The 16,559-nt window shown below is 44.2% G+C and carries 19 protein-coding genes and 1 tRNA gene; 17 read left to right on the top strand and 3 right to left on the bottom strand.

All coding sequences use genetic code 11. The annotated features are described in order from the left end of the window. The first annotated feature begins 1,072 nt into the window (after positions 1-1,072). The 11 genes from rpmH (at position 1,073) to MHI21_RS25665 (ending at position 11,485) form a co-directional block, all read left to right on the top strand. Entirely contained in the window at positions 1,073-1,207 is a 135-nt protein-coding gene (gene rpmH, locus MHI21_RS25715) for a 50S ribosomal protein L34 (protein WP_007433250.1), read from the top strand. Positions 1,208-1,470: 263 nt separating this feature from the next. Next, entirely contained in the window at positions 1,471-1,821 is a 351-nt protein-coding gene (rnpA, locus tag MHI21_RS25710) for a ribonuclease P protein component (RefSeq protein ID WP_013312817.1), read from the top strand. 71 nt (positions 1,822-1,892) lie between these two features. Next, complete coding sequence (locus MHI21_RS25705; protein WP_013312816.1) at positions 1,893-2,759, top strand: YidC/Oxa1 family membrane protein insertase; 867 nt, start codon at positions 1,893-1,895, stop codon at positions 2,757-2,759. After that, positions 2,756-3,517: an RNA-binding cell elongation regulator Jag/EloR gene (jag, locus tag MHI21_RS25700; RefSeq protein WP_235306829.1), complete on the top strand. Its 762-nt coding sequence runs from the start codon at positions 2,756-2,758 to the stop codon at positions 3,515-3,517. Before MHI21_RS25705 ends, jag begins: the two co-directional genes overlap by 4 nt. A gap of 128 nt (positions 3,518-3,645) precedes the next feature. Then, positions 3,646-5,022, top strand: coding sequence for a tRNA uridine-5-carboxymethylaminomethyl(34) synthesis GTPase MnmE (mnmE, locus tag MHI21_RS25695; protein WP_341162636.1), 1,377 nt, complete (start codon positions 3,646-3,648; stop codon positions 5,020-5,022). Positions 5,023-5,119: 97 nt separating this feature from the next. Next, positions 5,120-7,009, top strand: coding sequence for a tRNA uridine-5-carboxymethylaminomethyl(34) synthesis enzyme MnmG (mnmG, locus tag MHI21_RS25690; protein WP_103049706.1), 1,890 nt, complete (start codon positions 5,120-5,122; stop codon positions 7,007-7,009). Continuing rightward, positions 7,009-7,731 carry a 16S rRNA (guanine(527)-N(7))-methyltransferase RsmG gene (rsmG, locus tag MHI21_RS25685; RefSeq protein WP_341162637.1) on the top strand — a complete coding sequence of 241 codons (723 nt, stop codon included), beginning with the start codon at positions 7,009-7,011 and terminating at the stop codon, positions 7,729-7,731. The genes mnmG and rsmG overlap by 1 nt, the downstream gene beginning before the upstream one ends. A gap of 431 nt (positions 7,732-8,162) precedes the next feature. Further along, positions 8,163-8,981, top strand: a complete 819-nt coding sequence (gene noc, locus MHI21_RS25680) for a nucleoid occlusion protein (protein WP_013312811.1) — start codon at positions 8,163-8,165, stop codon at positions 8,979-8,981. A gap of 186 nt (positions 8,982-9,167) precedes the next feature. Next, positions 9,168-9,929 (top strand): AAA family ATPase, encoded by a 762-nt coding sequence (locus tag MHI21_RS25675; protein ID WP_013312810.1) that lies wholly within the window; start codon positions 9,168-9,170, stop codon positions 9,927-9,929. After that, the gene (locus MHI21_RS25670; RefSeq protein ID WP_341162638.1) at positions 9,922-10,764 is read left to right on the top strand and encodes a ParB/RepB/Spo0J family partition protein; all 843 of its coding nucleotides are present in this window, start codon (positions 9,922-9,924) and stop codon (positions 10,762-10,764) included. Before MHI21_RS25675 ends, MHI21_RS25670 begins: the two co-directional genes overlap by 8 nt. Before the next feature lie 199 nt (positions 10,765-10,963). Next, complete coding sequence (locus tag MHI21_RS25665) at positions 10,964-11,485, top strand: DUF4446 family protein (RefSeq protein ID WP_013312808.1); 522 nt, start codon at positions 10,964-10,966, stop codon at positions 11,483-11,485. Here the strand turns inward: MHI21_RS25665 and yyaC are convergent. Further along, positions 11,439-12,044: a spore protease YyaC gene (gene yyaC, locus MHI21_RS25660; RefSeq protein ID WP_103049709.1), complete on the bottom strand. Its 606-nt coding sequence runs from the start codon at positions 12,042-12,044 to the stop codon at positions 11,439-11,441. The two genes, MHI21_RS25665 and yyaC, sit on opposite strands and share 47 nt — an antisense overlap. 251 nt (positions 12,045-12,295) lie before the next feature. On the opposite strand from yyaC, the gene MHI21_RS25655 reads away from it, so the two are divergent. The 3 genes from MHI21_RS25655 (at position 12,296) to MHI21_RS25645 (ending at position 13,628) form a co-directional block, all read left to right on the top strand. After that, the gene (locus tag MHI21_RS25655) at positions 12,296-13,246 is read left to right on the top strand and encodes a mechanosensitive ion channel family protein (protein WP_341162639.1); all 951 of its coding nucleotides are present in this window, start codon (positions 12,296-12,298) and stop codon (positions 13,244-13,246) included. Next, positions 13,236-13,460, top strand: coding sequence for a DUF951 domain-containing protein (locus MHI21_RS25650; protein ID WP_025723137.1), 225 nt, complete (start codon positions 13,236-13,238; stop codon positions 13,458-13,460). Before MHI21_RS25655 ends, MHI21_RS25650 begins: the two co-directional genes overlap by 11 nt. A gap of 77 nt (positions 13,461-13,537) precedes the next feature. Then, positions 13,538-13,628: transfer RNA gene (locus MHI21_RS25645), tRNA-Ser, on the top strand. A 220-nt stretch (positions 13,629-13,848) separates the two neighbouring features. Here MHI21_RS25645 and MHI21_RS25640 read toward each other — a convergent pair. Then, entirely contained in the window at positions 13,849-14,166 is a 318-nt protein-coding gene (locus MHI21_RS25640) for a hypothetical protein (protein WP_013312804.1), read from the bottom strand. A 366-nt stretch (positions 14,167-14,532) separates the two neighbouring features. After that, complete coding sequence (locus MHI21_RS25635; RefSeq protein WP_013312803.1) at positions 14,533-14,727, bottom strand: YjzC family protein; 195 nt, start codon at positions 14,725-14,727, stop codon at positions 14,533-14,535. A 318-nt stretch (positions 14,728-15,045) separates the two neighbouring features. Between MHI21_RS25635 and rpsF the strand changes: the two genes are divergently transcribed. Genes rpsF through rpsR form a run of 3 tightly spaced genes read left to right on the top strand, consistent with a single transcriptional unit; the run spans position 15,046 to position 16,165 of the window. Continuing rightward, positions 15,046-15,330 (top strand): 30S ribosomal protein S6, encoded by a 285-nt coding sequence (gene rpsF, locus MHI21_RS25630; RefSeq protein ID WP_013312802.1) that lies wholly within the window; start codon positions 15,046-15,048, stop codon positions 15,328-15,330. A gap of 49 nt (positions 15,331-15,379) precedes the next feature. Then, on the top strand, positions 15,380-15,871 hold the full coding sequence (gene ssb, locus MHI21_RS25625) for a single-stranded DNA-binding protein (RefSeq protein WP_013312801.1): 492 nt from the start codon (positions 15,380-15,382) through the stop codon (positions 15,869-15,871). A 21-nt stretch (positions 15,872-15,892) separates the two neighbouring features. Then, positions 15,893-16,165, top strand: coding sequence for a 30S ribosomal protein S18 (rpsR, locus tag MHI21_RS25620; RefSeq protein WP_013312800.1), 273 nt, complete (start codon positions 15,893-15,895; stop codon positions 16,163-16,165). Positions 16,166-16,559 lie beyond the last annotated feature (394 nt).

Below are 16,559 nucleotides of genomic sequence, written 5' to 3'. Positions count from 1 at the left end.
AGACGTCACTCCTTTTAAATCCTGACATTTTACCGAATTAAGCTGCAGAGAGCTGCTCTCGGCGCTTCGGCAAAACGCCTAAAATCCCAAAAATGTTGTTGAAGGCCATAAAAAGACATACCGCCGCCTAAATCATGCGGCAGTGTGGTGAGAGAACGCAGCACAAAATGACCCTGAAAAATAGCTAATGGAAATTCCGCTGCTGATCAGCAGAAGAGAGGCGATATTTCTCAGGAGGGAATGTGCGGCACGATCCGTTCTCTTGATCCCGCAGGCCAAAACGGGACTGCAATATGTCGAAATCAAATGAAAAATGTAGAATATATCCCCAGAATCCCAAATCCGCACAAAAATAAAAAGATGGATAAATTGAACTTGTTCACAACTTTATCCACAGGGTGTTGATAATATGGAGGGTAAAACAACATATTCACATTCAAAAGTAATATCATCATAGCAAAAGAAGCCTTGTATTTCAATGACTGGTGGTTATTTATCCACAAATTCAATCTGTTGTGTACAATTTTTATTCACAACACAAGATATTGTTTATAATTTGTTCAGTTTTCGACAATAACTCTTTTTTACTCTAAAATGTTATGCACAGGTTATGACCATTTAAATCACAATTCAGTTCTTTTTGTGGATCTGTGTATAACAGCCGTTGCCTTTTGGTTACAGAGGCTTATTTTTCTGTTGAAAATTTCCGGTAACGTTTCCGACATTATTTTTGAACGAACCGGATAACGTCGATTTGAAAATAGGATGGATTCAAGTCACAGAATGAAGGAATGTAAAAAGAGCAGTTTTTGGAGGAGTGAAAACTACCAATAGAATGCTGATGATGGAGGAGAGGCGAAAGAAATTTTATGAAATAAGGCAATAAAAGAGTGAAGTGAGTGAGCGGGGGAAGGGGAGGAGGCTTCCTGATTCGAAAAAGAGGGAGAGGATTCACAAGTACATTGACTTTGGCCGCTATTTGTGGTTAAATGTACAAAGGTGTTTTTTGTGGAGATTGCTACGTTAGGTATATTCCATATAAAACGTATTCCTTGTAAGGAGGTGCAGCACAATGAGACCGACTTTCAGACCGAATGTCAGCAAACGTAAAAAAGTTCACGGCTTCCGTAAAAGAATGAGCACGAAGAATGGCCGTAAAGTTTTGGCAGCTCGTCGCCAAAAAGGTAGAAAAGTATTGAGTGCGTAATGCGTGCATAAAGACCACTACGGTGGTCTTTTTTTTCATAATTGAGGTATTCAGGGATCGGCCCCCTTCTTCTATTGTTGTAAAAATGTAGCGAAAGTAGAGGGAGAAGTCCAGCATCCTGTCCTATATTAGATGAAGCTTTTGAAAACGGATATAAAATAAGCGAGATTACCATGTTGGAATGTTGTCCATACTTCTTACTATATAAAAGGTAAAGGTAAGCTTACCGACATGTGTAAAAGAGATGAGCAAGGAGAAGCGCCGTGCAAAAAAAATTGCGTCTACGAAACCGGGCGGACTTTGGGCGCGTATACCGCCATGGCAAATCTTTTGCCAACCATCAGTTTGTGGTGTACTGGTTCCGCCGCAGAGAGGTAGAGCAGTTCCGCGTCGGAATTTCGGCCAGCAAGAAGATCGGCAATGCAGTAGTTCGCAACCGGATGCGTAGAATCGTTAAGGAAATTGTGCGCCATCATGAGCATGAATTGGTGGAGCAGATTGACCTGATTTTTATCGTTCGTAAAGGTGCGGTTACAATGTCGTATCAAGAGCTGGAGAAAAGCGTGCTGCACGTTCTACGCAAAGCCTCGCTGCTCAAGTCTTCACGCCGATAGTCAGTATCTTTGTCCTACAGGATATGGTATGATTTACGTTGGAATGGATTGGTTAAGAAAGGGGTTATGAAGTGTCGCGTTTGAAGACTCAACGGGGAAAATGGTTCCTCCTGATTGCCTTATTGGCACTTGTTGCTGTGCTGTCCGGATGTGCCCAGACGGCCCACAATTCTTACACGACGGCAGACTTGGCCAATGGATCGTTTTGGCAAAGATATGTCGTTTACTGGTTTTCGTATGCGCTAGATACATTTGCCCAATGGTTCTCTGGAGAGTATGGCCTGGCCGTACTGATTTTGGTGATTATCGTGCGAACCATTATTTTGCCGCTTACACTCAAGCAAGTACGTAGTTCCAAAGCTATGCAGGCCATTCAGCCGCAATTAAAAGAAATCCAAGCGAAGTACAAGGATACGCCTGAAAAAGTCCAGCAAGAGACGATGAAGTTGTTCCAGGAAAATAAAGTCAACCCGATGGCTGGCTGTCTTCCTTTGGTAGTACAGATGCCCATTTTCATCGCGCTTTATAATGCCATTTATTATAACTCGGCATTGCGGGATCATGACTTCTTGTGGCTCCAGTTAGGTAAACCGGATCACTTGTTTATCCTGCCGATTTTGGCAGCGATTACGACATTTGTCCAAACTTGGATGATGATGAAAATGAATCCGACGCCGCAGCAGGGACCGATGCAATTTTTGCTGTATGTCTACCCGGTGCTGATTCTGTTCATGTCGTACAACTTCCCATCCGCTTTGCCGTTGTACTGGTTCTACAGTAATATTTACACGATCATTCAAAACTATTTCCTTTATCGGAATAAGGATAAAGAAGCAGCACTGGCGAATGTGAAAACAGCCAGTCTCGCGAAAACAGGTTCCTCCAATAGTAAGAAAAAAGGTGGTAAAAACACGAAGGGGGCTAAAAAGTCGAGATGACCAAAGTCGTGACATCAGGAAAAACCGTTGAAGATGCTGTAAGACAAGGACTCTCCCAGCTGGGAGTAAGCCGTGAACGGGTAACCGTAAGCGTGTTGGAACAGCCGTCAAAAGGATTCCTGGGGTGGCTCGGGGTCAAGAAGGCGAAGGTGGAGCTTACGCTGCTCTCTGAGCCGTCTCCTGAAACCACACACGCGGCTGAACTTCATGTATCGGCTCAAGCACCTTCTAGCGTGGGACAGGCTTTATCAAAAGAAACTGGGCCTGTTGCACAGGAAGCACAGATGAACATGGAAGCACCCTCGGGACATATAGATGCTTATGAAGAGGCGGTGCGTTTCATCCGTGAAACAGCAGCAGGAATGGGACTGGACGTTAAAGTCGATGTCCGCCACCGCAAGGATGAAAGTACACTGGATATCTCCGGACCGTCGCTCGGTATGTTGATCGGCCGCAGAGGACAGACGTTGGATGCATTGCAGTACCTAACGAATATCGTTGCCAACCGTCATTCTGACAAGTTCATCCGAATTGTGCTGGATGCCGAGCAATTTCGTGCACGTCGGCAAAAAACGCTGGAGGATTTGGCAGATCGGTTGGCGAACCAGGCTATTCGTTATGGCAAGGAAGTGGTACTGGAGCCAATGCCGTCACAGGAGCGGAAGCTGATTCATGCCAAGCTCCAACAGCATGCGCTGGTTAGAACATACAGCAAGGGGGACGAGCCCAATCGGCGCGTCATCATTGCTAAAAAATAATCCGACGCAATGGCTCTCTGCAAGATGCAGAAGCCATTGCTTTTTTTCTTATATTTCTCGCTGAAACGGCTGCCGTCCTTGATGAAGGACGGCAATGTCGTTTCTACTTGATAGGAGGTAGAAACTTTATGCTGAGTGATACTATAGCTGCCATTGCAACGGCTGTCGGCGAGGGCGGCATTGCGGTTGTACGAGTCAGCGGTCCAGAAGCGGTCACAGAAGTGGAGGCTTTGTTCCGTAGTAAAACACCTCTAAGCAAGGCTCCAACTCACACAGTACATTATGGACATATTATAGATCCTCAAAGCCAGGAAAAGGTGGAGGAAGTTTTAGTTACAGTGATGCGGGCGCCACGCTCTTTTACGACAGAAGATGTCGTAGAAATCAGCACTCATGGCGGGGTCGTAGCCGTCAAACGGGTGATGGATTTACTATTACTGCAAAATATACGTCTGGCTGAGCCAGGTGAATTTACGAAACGTGCTTTTCTGAATGGTCGTATTGATCTGAGTCAGGCAGAGGGTGTCATTGACTTAATCCGCTCCAAATCAGATAAAGCTTTTTCGGTGGCTTTGAAGCAGGTAGATGGACAACTGTCCCAGAATATTCGTCGTCTGCGTCATGTCTTGGTGGAGACACTTGCTCATATTGAAGTGAACATTGATTATCCTGAGCATGATGTCGAATCTTTTACATCTGACTTAATCAAGGATAAAAGCAGTCAGGTTATGACGGAAATTGATCGGCTGCTGCATACGGCGGAGCAGGGAAAGATTTTGCGCGAAGGGCTGACTACAGCGATTGTTGGAAGGCCAAATGTGGGCAAATCGTCACTGCTGAACACATTGGCTCAGGGCGAGCGGGCCATTGTGACCGATATTCCGGGCACAACTCGTGACGTTATTGAGGAATATGTGACGATTAATAGTATTCCGCTCAAGTTGCTGGATACAGCAGGGATTCGTGAAACGATGGATGTAGTGGAACGGATCGGAGTAGAACGTTCGAGAACGGCGGTTAGTGAAGCAGATCTGCTGCTCATCGTCATTAACGCCAACGAACCACTGCATGAGGATGAAATGGCATTAATGGAACAAATCCGCGGTAGACAAGCGATTGTGATTATGAATAAAATGGACTTACCGGCCCAAGTAGACCGGGATTTGTTGCTGCGTTATGTTCCCGAAGAGCTTATCGTACCGATGTCTGTGAAGGAAAATGAGGGAGCGGACCGACTGGAGCAGGCGATATCCAAGTTATTCTTTAGTGGCAAGCTGGAATCAGCGGATATGACATATGTCAGCAACGTACGGCATATTGCTTTGTTGAAGAAGGCGCACCAATCGCTGGTAGATGCCTATGAAGCCGCTGATCAATTTGTTCCGATCGACATGATCCAGATTGATGTAAGGCTGGCATGGGAGCATTTGGGCGAGATTGTAGGCGATACTGCGCATGATGCGCTAATAGATCAAATATTTTCACAATTTTGTCTGGGCAAATAGAACATTCAAGTATGGCTGGTATAAGCCTGCTATCGTTATAGATATACAAGAGCATATTCGGTGTGAAGACCGGAATGTATAAGGAGGTAAGAAAGGTATGGGTTACCAAGGAGGCGACTATGACGTAATTGTCGTAGGCGCGGGCCATGCGGGCGTAGAATCAGCCTTGGCAGCAGCACGGATGGGCTGCCGCACGTTGATGATTACAATTAACCTGGATATGGTCGCGTTCATGCCCTGCAACCCGTCTATTGGCGGTCCTGCAAAAGGGCATGTAGTGCGAGAAATTGATGCACTGGGCGGCGAAATGGGTCGGAATATTGATAAGACATTTATCCAAATGAGAATGTTAAATACTGGTAAGGGTCCGGCGGTTCATGCATTGCGTGCACAAGCAGACAAGTTTTCTTATCAGCATGCGATGAAGGAAACGATGGAAAAGGAACCGAATCTAACCTTACGCCAAGGTATGGTGGAAGAGCTGATTATGGAAGACGGTCATTGCGTAGGTGTAATTACGAAGACGGGCACAGAGTATCGAAGTAAAGCAGTTGTCCTGACCACAGGCACTTATCTGCGCGGAAAAATCATTATGGGCGAGCTGATGTATGAGAGTGGTCCGAACAATCAACAGCCTTCGTTGAGATTGTCTGAGCATTTGAGAGAACTGGGTTTTGATCTGGTTCGATTTAAGACAGGAACGCCACCACGTGTGCACAAGGACACGATTGATTTTAGCAAAACGGAAATACAACCGGGTGATGATCAACCGAAGTTCTTTTCCTATGAAACGAAGTCTTCGGATAATGAACAGCTTCCTTGCTGGCTGACATATACTTCAGTAGAAACACATCAGATTATTAATGATAATTTGCACCGTGCGCCCATGTTCTCTGGTCTGATTGAAGGAACGGGACCGCGTTATTGCCCATCTATTGAAGATAAAGTGGTACGTTTCAGTGATAAGCCTAAGCACCAAATCTTTTTGGAGCCTGAAGGTAAAAACACATCTGAATACTATGTTCAGGGCTTGTCGACCAGCTTACCAGAGGATGTGCAATTAGCTGTGCTGCGTTCAATTCCGGGGATGGAAAAGGTAGAGATGATGCGCAATGGCTATGCTATTGAATATGATGCAATGGTACCTACGCAGTTATGGCCTACTTTGGAAACGAAGAAAGTTCCTGGCTTGTTCACAGCAGGTCAGATTAACGGTACCTCTGGTTATGAAGAAGCTGCGGGCCAAGGAATTATGGCAGGGATTAACGCAGCTCGTAAGGTGCAGGGCAAAGAGCCCGTCGTATTGGACCGTTCGCAAGGCTACATTGGGGTTCTGATCGATGATTTGGTGACGAAGGGGACGAATGAGCCTTATCGTCTGCTGACGTCGCGTGCAGAATACCGTCTGTTATTGCGTCATGATAACGCGGACCTGCGATTGACTCCGATCGGGCATGATATTGGCCTAATTACGGATGAACGATACGAGCGCTTTTTGGATAAAAAGCAAAAGGTAGAGCAAGAGATTGAGCGTTTGCGCTTGGCGAAGGTTCGTCCGGTTGATATAAATGAGATGCTGGAGCAAGGCGGATCTGCACCAATACAGGATGGCAGTAATTTGTTAACGGTGCTACGTCGACCAGAGATCAGTTATGCGCAAGTAGCACAAATCTCACCTTCACCTATAGCTCTTACTGAGGAAGAACAGGAGCAGGTGGAAATCCAGATTAAGTATGCGGGCTACATTGAAAAGCAATTGATGCATGTGGAGCGTCTGCAAAAGATGGAGAAGAAGAAGCTCCCAGAGGATATTGTATACAATGAAGTTCAAGGACTGGCCATTGAAGCCAAGCAGAAGCTTGAAAAGATCCGTCCGATGTCGATTGGTCAAGCATCCCGTATTTCGGGTGTAACTCCTGCGGATATTTCCATTTTGCTGGTTTATCTGGAGCATTATAACCGCGTAACGGCAGCAAGGGGATCATAATGGACGCGATACAACAGCAATTTAAGCAGCGGCTGGCAGAGCATAGTATTGTGATTAATGACAGTCAGTTAGATCAGTTTGAAACATATTACCGTGTGCTGGTTGAGTGGAATGAAAAAATGAACCTGACGGGTATTACTGAGCGCGATGCAGTGTACACCAAGCATTTTTATGATTCTCTTTCCCTGGCCTTTTATGTTCCATTAAATGATGTGGGAAGCTTGGCTGATATTGGATCAGGTGCAGGTTTTCCAGGCATTCCTTTGAAAATATGCTTTCCGCAGATTCAGTTGACTATTGTAGATTCATTGAACAAACGTATACAATTCTTGGCCCATGTAGTAGAGCAGTTGGGTTTGGAAAATGTTGAACTGGTTCACAGCAGGGCAGAGGAATTGGGGCGTAAACCAGGATACCGCGATAGCTATGATCTAGTGACAGCCAGAGCGGTTGCTCGTCTCGCCGTATTGAATGAATTTTGTTTGCCGTTTGTCCGTGAAGGGGGACACTTTGCCGCGATGAAGGGTAGTGATCCTACGGAGGAAATCAAGGAAGCTTCCTACAGCTTGAAGGAGCTAAAAGGAAAAATCAAACATGTTCAGGCTTTCCAGCTACCTGTTGAAGATGCAGCCAGACATATGATTATTATTGAAAAAATAGCGGCGACACCACGGAAATATCCACGTAAGCCGGGTACTCCTTTGAAGACGCCGTTAGTGTAATTGTTTGAAAGAAAGTGAATGTTTCACGTGAAACATTCACTTTTTTTATGGCTGACAGACTCTTTACATAAAAGACACTTTGCTAACATGCGTTCTTGTTTTCATGAGGGAAGAATATGGATAGATAGTTGTCAAAGAGGATGCATAATTTATTATCTGATCCTTCCGAAAAGCTGATAGAGACGATAGGATTATGGCTGGAAAAGTGATAGAATAGAGATAATCGTTTTAATGTAAGTTGACTGCTCCCGTACCCATGAATTCAGATATACATATAGGGCAGTGGGACAACAAATGTCAGGGGTGTACGTGGAGTGTACCCGCTTACGGCGCTGTTTCATATAAAAGGGTCTACGATCCGCGTAAGGAACTGTTTTTCACGAAGCGCTGTTAGTATGGTGCTATTATGAAATTAGGTGGTATTATACGGAATGAAAGAACAATTTTCCAAGCTATTTGGTTTGACGGAGCGATCTACTGGGGACGAAATAAAACAAATTCCAGTTCGGGATATTGTCAGCAGTCCTTATCAGCCCCGTACCATATTTGACGACGAGAAGATTGATGAGCTATGCCAGACCATTAAGACGCATGGTGTAATTCAACCGATTGTCGTTCGTTTCCGTAATGGACAATATGAGATTATAGCAGGGGAACGTCGTTGGAGAGCTGTCACCAAGCTGGGTATGGAAACTATTCCAGCCATTGTTCGTGAGTTTAATGATTCACAAGCTGCATCCATCGCGTTGATTGAGAATCTTCAACGGGAAGGGTTAACTGCGATTGAAGAGGCTGTAGCTTACCAAAAGCTGATTGATCTACACCAGCTCACCCAGGAAAGCCTCGCTCAACGACTTGGCAAAAGCCAATCCACTATTGCTAACAAGATACGGCTGCTTCATCTGCCGGAGAGAGTGAAAGAGGCTCTAATGGAACGGAAGGTGTCCGAGCGTCATGCTCGTGCATTATTGTCATTAGAGACCGAAGAACTACAGTACAAGGTTTTAGATGAAGTGATTGCCAAGGAACTCAATGTGAAGCAGACAGAGGCAAGAGTTGCCTTTTATAAACAAGTATCCACCAATAAGAAATCGAAGCGGATTTCCTTTACCAAGGATGTCCGGCTTGCGCTGAATACGATTCGTCAATCCATTGATATGGTGTCTGGCTCAGGCTTGGATATCAAAACCAAGGAATCTGATCATGAGGATCACTATGAGATTGTCATTCAAATTCCCAAACGTAAGTAAGGGATGAAGCGTACAGGCGGCAGCAATTGCCGCTTTTTCTGTCTAACGCCGAATAAAACCGCAGCATACTCAATTCTATTCTGAAATTGCCGTTATCCGTAAGTTAAGGACTAAGTAACGTCTCCATAGAGCGTTTTGTAGTTATGGAGTGTAGCAGGATTCCGATTAAATTATGAGGTGAATGAAGTGTCAAAAATAATAGCCGTAGCCAATCAAAAGGGCGGAGTAGGCAAAACAACTACTTCCGTTAATTTGGGCGCCGGACTTGCTTCCCTCGGCAAAAGGGTATTGCTCGTGGATATCGACCCGCAAGGTAATACAACCAGCGGTGTGGGTATCAATAAGGCGGACGTGGCAAATTGCATTTATGATGTACTCATTAACGAGGTTGATCCTAGCGAAGCTATTATGAGTACACAGGTTGAGGGATTAGATATTATTCCGGCAACCATTCAGTTAGCAGGCGCGGAAATTGAACTGGTGCCGACCATTTCTCGCGAATTGAGATTAAAAAGATCGCTTCAACTCGTTAAGCATAATTATGATTATATATTAATTGATTGCCCGCCATCGCTGGGTATTTTGACGCTTAATTCATTGACGGCTTCCGATTCAGTCATTATTCCAATCCAGTGTGAATATTACGCATTAGAAGGATTAAGTCAATTGTTGAATACCGTGCGATTAGTGCAAAAACATCTGAACACCTCACTGCAAATTGAAGGTGTGTTGTTAACCATGTTTGATGCCCGCACGAACTTGGGTATTCAGGTGATTGAAGAAGTGAAAAAGTATTTTCAAAGCAAGGTTTATCAGACGATTATTCCACGCAATGTGAGACTCAGCGAAGCACCATCACATGGCCAGTCCATTATTACGTATGATCCCCGTTCCCGTGGGGCAGAGGTATATATTGAGTTGGCAAAGGAAGTGGTATCTTATGAGTAAACGGTTGGGAAAAGGACTTGATGCACTCATTCCCTCCCTTATGGTCAATGAAGAGGATAAGGTTGTTGACATTCCGCTCAGCCAGTTGCGTGCGAACCCGTACCAGCCTCGAAAAACGTTTGATGAAGAGTCCATTAAGGAATTAGCCGAGTCCATTCGTCAGCACGGTGTTATCCAACCTATTATTGCACGTAGTGTATTGCGAGGATATGAAATCATAGCCGGGGAAAGGCGGTTTCGGGCGTCTCAATTTTGTGGGAATCCGACTATACCTGTGGTTGTTCGCAATTTTACGGATCAGCAGGTGATGGAGATTGCCCTGATTGAGAATTTGCAGCGTGAGAATTTGAATGCAATGGAAGTGGCAGTAGCTTATCAGGGATTGATGGATCAATTTTCTTTAACTCAGGAAGAGTTGTCCATGAAAGTGGGAAAATCACGTTCTCATATTGCCAATTTCCTTCGTTTGCTGGCATTGCCTGAAGAAGTTAAAGATCATGTTTCACGTGGAACATTGTCTATGGGACACGCTAGAGCTATTGTTGGGCTCAAAGATCCAGACATGGTGAAACAGTTAGCACAGCAATGTATTGAACAGCAGTGGAGTGTTCGCGAACTGGAGGAAGCTGTACAGCAGTTGGATCATAAGCCTGGTGAGGCGAAAGCCAAAATAAAGGTACGAAAAAAGGACCCCTATATTGACCATATGGAAGAGTCCCTGCGTGAACGCTTTAAAACAACTGTAAAGATCAAGCACAATAAGGATAAAGGCAAAATTGAATTGAATTATTACAGCCAGCAGGATTTGGAAAGATTACTGGAGCTATTACAGTAGTTTGTTGAAATATGGACATGTCTCCTTGAGCAAAATGGAAAGTGAGATATGTCTTTGCTTTGTCTGGAATTGCAGGAATTTAGAATGGTTTTGATGGATAAACTAATAGCCTTGTGTTATTTGTTTCGCTGTTCTCAAACATATAAAATATAAGTATGCAGGTACATGATTTTTGAGGTAGAGGAGTAGAAGCAAGCATATGGCTGAATTGAATGGACTAATCATGGAACAGCTTGCCGGAATCGTTGCAGGGATCGTGCTTATTTTGCTCATCCTGTTGATTGTTATTATCGTGCAGGGTGCAAAGCTGAAGAAGATGCGGCGAAAGTATGAAACCATGATGGCAGGCAGCGGTGTCGAGAATTTGGAAACGCTGCTGATTGATTTGAAGGTACAGATGGATACGATTGAGGATGAGCAGGAAACCCATCGTGCAAGTATGAAATCACTACGCAGCAAACTGACTGGCTTGAAGGGACATATAGGCATTAAACGCTATAATGCCTTTGGTGAGAGAGGAAGCGATTTAAGCTTTTCTCTGGCTATTGTAGACGACAATCAGGATGGTATGGTATTAACCGGCATTTATAACCGAGATGGTTCATATGTGTATGCCAAGCCTCTGGAGGCGGGACAATCCACCTATTCCTTATCACCTGAAGAAAAAGAAGCCGTTACTCTTGCGCAGCAAGCAGGACAGAACGGTAATGCCACTCCTTAATCGCGGAGTATAGGCTGCCAGCAATAATATCTGATAATTTCATTACCAAATTTAGTCTCGTGTTTTGCAGCACGAAGTATTCCATGAAGCCGCCGACGTTAACGATACCAGTCAAATGGATATCGCCGACCGGCGGTAATTCTTTATTTACACCTGCTCCCGGCTTGAGAGGGCCTTCTGAAACCTGAATGCATCCAACACTGGAGGTTTGTCCAAGACATGCATCTATGCCAATGATATAAGGCTGTTCATATCGGTCTTGTATGCCGTTCAGCGTCGTTTGCAGGTTCATGGCATGTACAGGCTCCTCTAATGTACCGTATAGGTTAAACAGAGGGCTTTTGTAACGTGATAAATGCGTACCTACGAGCGGGCCCAGACAATCTCCAGTAGAACGGTCGGTGCCGATGCAAATAATGACGATATTTTGCAGACTCGGCGCCTGGTGCAGATGGAACAGCAGACGATGGATGATGGCTGATTGGATCCCGGGGTCTGTGTGTGATATTTTTAGGCTTAGGGGTTCTTGCCCCGGAATGAAGTCAGATGGATGAGTCATGGAATCTTCCTTTCGTTCTGTAATGGAGTGTGCGGGTTATGCTCGCTGTACCTTGGAGAATAACAATTAGCCTGCGGGTAACATTTATGCTCAAGATAGTAGCTAGTATATGGATAAACTTGTGCTTTTATACTCGAAGGAAGTAGATTATTCATAGCCATATGTTTGAAGTCAGTAGATAAGCTTATATAGTAGGAAATAGAATTCGGGAAGCAGGAAGAGTAGTTCCCTTGTTTAAGGAGGAGTACAGCATGACCTTTATACATTGGTTAGCCGGTAATGTAGGTACGGATGACGTAGTGAAAGATGCGATTCACTGGAAGGATGCTGTATGGAAATGGCTTACTGATAGTGCGATGTGGTCGACCTTTTTGTTTGTAATTTTGAAAATCGCGATTATTTTTATCATCACACGTATCTTTATTCGAGTTATTAATAAAATTATAGATAAGTCGATGCAACAAAAGGGAGATAACGGCAGGTTTCGATTGAATACAAGGCGGTTAACGACTGTTGGGGAACTACTGAAAAATGTAACCAATATTGTATTTAATTTCATTTTGATTATGCTGGTGCTATCGCAAATGGGCATTAATCTCGGCCCTCTGATTGCTGGAGCTGGAGTGCTTGGATTGGCTGTTGGTTTTGGGGCACAGAGTTTGGTTAAGGATGTAATTACCGGATTCTTTATTATTTTTGAAGATCAATTTGCCGTAGGAGATGTCATTCAGACAGGTACTTTCAAGGGTACGGTGGAAATGATCGGGCTGCGCACAACCAGACTGGTGAGCTGGAAAGGTGAGGTGTACATTTTACCAAACGGCTCAATTACAACGGTAACGAACTTCTCTATGTCCAACGCGTTAGCGGTAGTGGATGTGCCAATGAAGGCCGAGCGTAGCCTGGAGGAAGCAGTTGGTTTGGTAAAACAGGCAATCCAAGGTATTGAAGAGTCCAATGTACAGATACTTAATATACCGGATGTGTTAGGGGTTCAGTCCATGACTACCTCAGAGTATATTGTGCGTGTTGTGGCAGAATGTATGCCGAATACAGGGGCCGTGGTAGAGCGTGATATTCAGAATAACATCAAGAAGGCCCTAGAGGATGAGGAACATCGTCAGGCAGCCTTGGAGACAGCGATAACCCTAGAAAAAGAAGATGAACAAGGAAGAAAAGGGGGAGAGAAGGGTGGAGCGTAAGTCATTTGAACTAGGGGACATTGTACAGATGAAGAAGCCTCATCCGTGTGGAACGAATGAAATGGAAATTATCCGCATGGGGATGGATATTCGAATCAAATGTGTGGGTTGCCAGCATAGTGTGCTGATTCCGCGTGCCAAGTTCGAAAAGAATATGAAGAAAGTGCTGCGATCAAAGGCTAATGCCGACGAGCAAAACACAGAAGCAAATTGAGCCAAGAAAGATGAATGGTGATGAACCAGAATCAGCTTGCGTCACAGTTGCAATGATGATATAATTATCCTTGCTGCGGAAAGGTACCCAAGAGGTCTAAGGGGGCTGACTCGAAATCAGTTAGGCGTCGCAAGGCGTGCGTGGGTTCGACTCCCACTCTTTCCGCCACTAACTTCATTAAATAAACCAATCTCTTACGTCTGTGACGTAGGGGATTTTTTGTTTGTGGAATAAAAGGTCAACAGACTGTGATAAAGTGAAAAGCACTAAGATAAACCATGAGAGTAAAGGAAGAAACAATTACAAATCTATTGGGATGAATAAGGCGTTATAGCAAAAAAATGCTCCTGACAGCGGGGAAATTATTGCCGTTAGGAGCACTCTTTTGTTATAGCTGGTTAGGCGGGTAATGATAGCGTTTTGTTTTTTTTGAGCCAGAGATCATCAGAAGGATCGCTGCAATCAAATGGAGAGCCCAGCCTACAAAGGGTATCCAGGCCAGCAAAGAAGTGAGTACTCCCCATACGGAGCCGTAGATCGCCTCCTGATTGCGTAACGACAGGATAAGTGTTACTGCATGCAGGACAAGCATAAATCCCAGAGCCGAGTAGCCGGTCCCCATGACAATAGCTCCCCCCACAATCGGTACGGCAAGCACCAATTCGAATATACCTGATATCCACTTTAATATTCGAGAATAGCTCATCTTTAAACCTCCGTAGATAGTAGGTCTTTGTACTTGGATATATTCTAGCAGAAGGAGCTGAATTAATCTGCATTTTACCAGGATATGCAAAAAGTCCGATAATGCAACAAAGGAGGACCACAAAGGTCCTCCATCGTAGGCGATACATTTTTAACAGGATACGATCTGTCCAATCACATCATGAAACTCGGTGTACTGACCAGCAATACCGTGTTGAAAAGACAGTGTCCTTTTACACAAACCTAACGCTTCTAATGCCCGGAATGGATCTCCTAACAGTTTGTCCGGCTACGTCGTCCAACGGAACCACACCTCTCTGTTGTATCGCCTAATCATAATATGGCCAGGATTCCGAGAAAATATACATTAGTGGACACGAGCTTTCGTTTTTTTCTTCCATTTGCGATTATGGTTGGCGGTCTCCGGAAAAGAATCGCCTCTTTCCAGCGTTACCTGCTGCGGATTTTGGATTTCAGTATGGAAGCTCTTTTCTCCGACCTCCATGTATACGCCGTCGTTTGGGACCTTATCCCCTGGTTCGAACTCAGTCTTTTCACCCATACGGTGTTACCTCCTTAGATAAATGAATTTGAACTGCAACGGTTATTGTGCGCTGTCTTGAACAGAAACATGCGAAACCGGGTATACAGATACTGAGTGAATCAAATGATTTCCTTTATATATGCGAAATTTTTGATGTTATATAAAATTGTATAAAGCTAATGATATGCAGTGTATTTAGCCGTATTAGGCTTGTGTATTGAATTTGTAGGTTGCATTCAGTTGCTCGATTTGGTAAACTGTTTTAGTGCGAGCTTAGGCTCGTTCCTTGCTCTCAACTGAGATTGAGGGCCTTATGTCCATAAGGAGGTGTAAAGAATGCGCAAATATGAAGCGATGTATATTATTCGTCCTGACATTGAACAAGAAGCTGTTCAAGCGACAGTCGATAAATTCCAAGGTATCATCTCTAACGGCGGTGGCGAAATTACGAGTCACGATGTAACTAAACGCCGTCTTGCGTATGAGATCAAGAAATTCCGTGATGGTTCTTTCGTTCTGGTAAACTTCACAGCAGAACCTGCTGTTGTTACTGAGCTTGAGCGTATCATGAAAATTTCTGACGAAGTAATTCGTTATCTCATTACGAACGACGTAGCTTAATTATTGTACGTGATTATGTAATGAACAACGCTCAAAGGAGGGGATTGGATTGTTGAACCGTGTCATTTTGATCGGTCGTTTGACCAAAGATCCAGAGCTGCGCTATACACCGTCTGGTGTAGCAGTAACCCAGTTCACCCTGGCTGTAGACCGTCCGTTTACGAGTCAAGGCGGCGAACGGGAAGCGGATTTCTTGCCGATCGTAACCTGGCGTCAGCTTGCTGAAACATGCGCTAACTATCTTCGCAAAGGTCGTTTAACGGCTGTTGAAGGCCGTGTTCAGGTGCGTAATTATGAGAACAATGAAGGAAAACGTGTATACGTGACTGAAATTGTAGCTGATAATGTGCGTTTCTTGGAATCTAACCGCGATGGCGGTAACGGTGGCGGCAATAGCGGTGGAGCTGCGCGTGAGGAGTCTCCTTTCGGAGGCGGTAACAGCAATAGTGGACGCGGGAATAATAACTCGCGAAACAATCAGGATCCTTTTTCCGATGACGGAAAACCGATCGATATTTCGGATGATGATTTACCATTTTAATTGGGAAAGGACTGACAAAGAATGGGCTTCAGACAAAGAGAAGGCGGAGACGATAACAAAAGACCAGCTCGTCGTGGTGGTCGCAACAAACGTCGTAAAGTATGTTTCTTCACTGTGAACAAAATTACTCACATTGACTATAAAGATACAGACCTGCTTAAAAAATTCATCAGCGAACGTGGAAAAATTCTTCCTCGTCGTGTGACTGGAACAAGCGCGAAATATCAACGTATGTTGACAATCGCTGTTAAACGTTCCCGTCAAATCGCATTGCTTCCTTACACTACTGAATAGTAGTGGGTGGAAAAAAGAGACGTTCCCGATCCCGGGAATGTCTTTTTTTGTGATCTTTTATATTGACAACAAGTGCCATCTATTGTAACTTACTAATAATACAATCCATGTTTACCCATAAACCATAGTATACCTTTTAATGGCTTGTGAAATTACAAGCTCCTCAACTCGCCAGAGTAAACAATTTAGCCTCCCGGAATGTTATTTTATATTACATGTAATCTTGTTTTTTGTCATTTTCCACAAGTAAAATTCATAAAGTTTACATAAATGGATATTTTGCATTTTTATATTACATAAAAAAAGATATTGACGTGATATTATTTTACACTTAAGATAAACCTTAATAAAAATGTAATGGTTGTTAACGCACAAAATTGACCAGAGGTCTAAA

Source organism: Paenibacillus sp. FSL H8-0168, from assembly GCF_038592955.1.
Taxonomy (GTDB): domain Bacteria; phylum Bacillota; class Bacilli; order Paenibacillales; family Paenibacillaceae; genus Paenibacillus; species Paenibacillus polymyxa_B.
The sequence above is the reverse complement of the archived record's forward strand: the minus strand, read 5'-3'. Positions and strand labels throughout refer to the sequence as shown.

Bases quoted from the DNA above. Each gene is read 5' to 3' on its own strand.
- rpmH (WP_007433250.1), top strand. From the start codon at position 1,073: ATGAGACCGACTTTCAGACCGAATGTCAGCAAACGTAAAAAAGTTCAC.
- jag (WP_235306829.1), top strand. From the start codon at position 2,756: ATGACCAAAGTCGTGACATCAGGAAAAACCGTTGAAGATGCTGTAAGA.
- mnmE (WP_341162636.1), top strand. From the start codon at position 3,646: ATGCTGAGTGATACTATAGCTGCCATTGCAACGGCTGTCGGCGAGGGC.
- mnmG (WP_103049706.1), top strand. From the start codon at position 5,120: ATGGGTTACCAAGGAGGCGACTATGACGTAATTGTCGTAGGCGCGGGC.
- rsmG (WP_341162637.1), top strand. From the start codon at position 7,009: ATGGACGCGATACAACAGCAATTTAAGCAGCGGCTGGCAGAGCATAGT.
- noc (WP_013312811.1), top strand. From the start codon at position 8,163: ATGAAAGAACAATTTTCCAAGCTATTTGGTTTGACGGAGCGATCTACT.
- MHI21_RS25670 (WP_341162638.1), top strand. From the start codon at position 9,922: ATGAGTAAACGGTTGGGAAAAGGACTTGATGCACTCATTCCCTCCCTT.
- MHI21_RS25665 (WP_013312808.1), top strand. From the start codon at position 10,964: ATGGCTGAATTGAATGGACTAATCATGGAACAGCTTGCCGGAATCGTT.
- yyaC (WP_103049709.1), bottom strand. From the start codon at position 12,044: ATGACTCATCCATCTGACTTCATTCCGGGGCAAGAACCCCTAAGCCTA.
- MHI21_RS25655 (WP_341162639.1), top strand. From the start codon at position 12,296: ATGACCTTTATACATTGGTTAGCCGGTAATGTAGGTACGGATGACGTA.
- MHI21_RS25640 (WP_013312804.1), bottom strand. From the start codon at position 14,166: ATGAGCTATTCTCGAATATTAAAGTGGATATCAGGTATATTCGAATTG.
- MHI21_RS25635 (WP_013312803.1), bottom strand. From the start codon at position 14,727: ATGGGTGAAAAGACTGAGTTCGAACCAGGGGATAAGGTCCCAAACGAC.
- rpsF (WP_013312802.1), top strand. From the start codon at position 15,046: ATGCGCAAATATGAAGCGATGTATATTATTCGTCCTGACATTGAACAA.
- rpsR (WP_013312800.1), top strand. From the start codon at position 15,893: ATGGGCTTCAGACAAAGAGAAGGCGGAGACGATAACAAAAGACCAGCT.